The sequence below is a fragment of the Ruminococcus sp. RTP21358st1_G6_RTP21358_211008 genome, assembly GCF_040908885.1.
Lineage (GTDB): Bacteria > Bacillota > Clostridia > Lachnospirales > Lachnospiraceae > Blautia_A > Blautia_A faecis.
Genome location: NZ_JBDGDM010000095.1, coordinates 1 through 3,121, shown reverse-complemented (window position 1 = coordinate 3,121; position 3,121 = coordinate 1). Strand labels below are relative to the sequence as shown.

At 43.2% G+C, this 3,121-nt stretch carries 2 protein-coding genes; both read right to left on the bottom strand.

Going from position 1 to position 3,121, the window contains the following annotated elements:
* Positions 1 to 111: 111 nt before the first annotated feature.
* On the bottom strand, positions 112 to 2,049 hold the full coding sequence (recQ, locus tag AB5Z12_RS20570; RefSeq protein ID WP_368356758.1) for a DNA helicase RecQ: 1,938 nt from the start codon (positions 2,047 to 2,049) through the stop codon (positions 112 to 114).
* A gap of 114 nt (positions 2,050 to 2,163) precedes the next feature.
* A complete protein-coding gene (locus AB5Z12_RS20565) occupies positions 2,164 to 2,712 on the bottom strand; it encodes a TetR/AcrR family transcriptional regulator (RefSeq protein ID WP_347086944.1) in 549 nt (182 codons plus the stop codon).
* Positions 2,713 to 3,121 lie beyond the last annotated feature (409 nt).

The following is a 3,121-nucleotide window of genomic DNA, read 5'->3' as shown; positions in this document are numbered from 1 at the left end:
CTTAGTCGTAGTTAGTCATTAGCTTGCCGGAACGTTGCGACGCGCGGCGGTGAATATACATTGTGAAATCGCGTCCGAGATAACGACCAACCAATTAAATAGCAATGATGTCTAGTGATTAGCAGACTGAAATGCGGATATTTCCTGTAAAAATCGTTGTCCGTATTTCTTAAGTTTGTTCTGTCCTACACCGGATACATTGAGCATTTCATCCTCATTCTGAGGAAGTTTACTGCACATATCGATAAGGGTTCTGTCGGTGAAGACGATGTAGGGAGGGACAGATTCTTCCTTGGCAATCTGGAGACGGAGCTGCCGCAAGGCTTCAAAAAGGGCAGAATTGCGGCTGGAGTTTGTGGCAGTGGAATCAGCGGATGAGCTTTCTGCGGAAGCGGAAAAACTGTCCTTTTTGAATGAAGTTTTGTGTTTCTTTGTGGTTGATATTTTCTCTTTTTCTTTAAATTTCTTTATTATGATCTTTGTATTTTTATTTTGTAAATCTTCAATATTTCCTGCTTTTAAAACACTGTATTCTCCTTCTGTCTGGATGATATATCCCATACGGATCATCTGGCTTATAAGGAGCCGGAGGTCGGCTTCAGTGCGGTTTTCTAACTGACCATAGCAGTTGTAGGAGGTGGCGCCAATGTCCTTCAGACGGGCTTTTTTGGAGCCCAGGAGGGTGCCGATTACAAGAGCCTGGCCATAGCGGCCGCGCATTTCGGTGATGCAGCCGACTACCCATTTGGCATCCAGGGTCATATCCAGTTCTTCAAATTCCTGGTGGCAGTTGCCGCAATTATCACAAGGCTGATGTGTGGTTTCTCCGAAGTATTTCAGGATGTAATTGCGCAGGCAGGAGGTGGTCATACAGTAGCCTTCCATAAGCTGGAGACGGCGGGAATCCTGATGTTTTACCTGTTCAATTTCCTGAAAATCCATACCTTCGAAGTCTTTGCTTCCAAGAAGGAGTTTGCTGATCATCACATCCTGAGTGGAAAAGAGAAGGATACATTTTGCAGGTTCACCATCACGTCCTGCGCGGCCAGCTTCCTGGTAATAGTTTTCCATGCTCTGAGGCATGTTGTAGTGGATGACGAAACGCACATTGGATTTGTCGATTCCCATGCCAAAAGCATTGGTGGCAATCACAACCTGAGCGCGGTCATAGATGAAATCATCCTGACTTTTTTTGCGGATATCGTTGCTCATTCCAGCGTGGTAACGGGTTACAGAGACGCCTTGTTTCAATAATTTCTCATACAAAGTATCCACGTTTTTTCTGGTGGCACAGTAGATGATTCCGCTTTCGTTTGGGTGGGTTTCTATGTAATTTTGGATAAAGATGTCCTTCTGCTTTCCAGTGAGATGTTCCACTTGATAATAGAGATTTTCTCTGTCAAAACCAGTGACAACAACGTTGGGATTCTTCAGTTTCAGGATCCTTGCAATGTCATTTTTTACCACTTCTGTTGCGGTGGCAGTGAAGGCACTGATGATCGGATTGCCAGGCAGCTGTTCCACAAAATCTATGATTTTTAAGTAACTTGGACGGAAATCCTGTCCCCATTGGGAGATACAGTGGGCTTCGTCTACAGTTACCATGGAGATAGGAGTATGGAGCGCGAAGCTTAGAAATGAAGCTGTTTCCAGTCGTTCTGGTGCTACGTAAATAATCTTATAGACACCTCGCGCAGCGAAAGAAAGAGCCTTATTGATTTGTCCCTCAGTCAGCGAAGAGTTGATATAAGCAGCATGGATCCCCGCTTCATTCAGTGACTTCACCTGGTCCTGCATAAGAGAAATCAGCGGTGAAACCACCAGCGTAATTCCTGGCAAAAGAAGCGCGGGAACTTGATAACAAAGAGACTTTCCGGCCCCCGTGGGCATGATCGCCAGTGCATCCCGTCCGCTTAAAATGGTATCTATAATTTCCGTCTGCCCTTCCCGGAAGGAATCATATCCGAAGTAAGTTTTTAAAATTTGTAAGGGAGTTACTGGTGGAGTACCAGAATTCATTTCTTGTATATTCGAATTGTTTGTTGTCAATTTATTGACCTCCTGCGATGAAAATAGGTGACTGTTTAGTAGTTGCAAAGTTGCACACTTCGAGGGTGCTTTTAGTTTTTTATCATATTTAATGTTGCGTGCATTGAGGTGCTTTTATTTTTTTATCATTTTTAATGCTGCCTGCGCCGTCTTGCCTGTAAGTTCTGTAATACTGGAAAGCACTGGCACATCTCCATATTTTCGGTTTTCATAAAACGCATAATAACATCCATATAGAATGTAAGTGAGCATAATATTAATGTCCTTGTCATCCCGATATTGAGGGTAAGCTCCAAACACCAGCTCCTTTAAAGCTGCTTCAATTTTCTGCACCAGGCATTTACTCCTGCTTCCCGAAAACAAAATCCCGATCAGCGAATCCTTTGCCAGAAACCCCATAAACAGTTCCCTGGAAAAAAAAGTGGTATCCTCCAGCACTCTCTCCGGATGAGTGAGATTCTCCATAATTGATACCACAACTTCCGTTTCCAACGTATCCGAGAGATGATAAATATCCTGATAATGTGCATAAAATGTAGACTTATTAATCTGCGCTTTCTCACACAACTCCTTAATCGTAATCCTCTCCAGCTCCTTATGAGAACGCAACTCTATAAAAGCATTTATAATACTCTGTCTGGTTTTTTCAATTCTAATATCCATATAGCGTTATCCTTTATTTTAATTTGCTATTTAGTTGATTAAAAGTTCTTCAATGCGGACGCATTTGGACAATGTGTATTACTCACTCGCCAGCGCAACGCTCCAGCGAACTAATCGCTAACTGCGACTAATGCGTTCGGGAGAGCCCTCACGCATAAGTCTACGTAAGCGCTGGATTTCGCTTACGCTAAGAACGCGCCTGAAATGGCTCGCTGAAGTAATACACATTGCCCAAATGCTGTGTGTCGGCTGGAACTGAGGTTATTTAGGAACTTTTAACGAGGGGAGGGGGAGTGATTGTTTTCCCGAAACTTTCTTGCCAATGATAGATTAGGTAAAACCAATAAAGCTGCGAAGTATCAACCATCTAAATGGGGTATCGAAGACACATAAAATAATATGTCAAGTT

Bases quoted from the DNA above. Each gene is read 5' to 3' on its own strand.
- AB5Z12_RS20565 (WP_347086944.1), bottom strand. From the start codon at position 2,712: ATGGATATTAGAATTGAAAAAACCAGACAGAGTATTATAAATGCTTTT.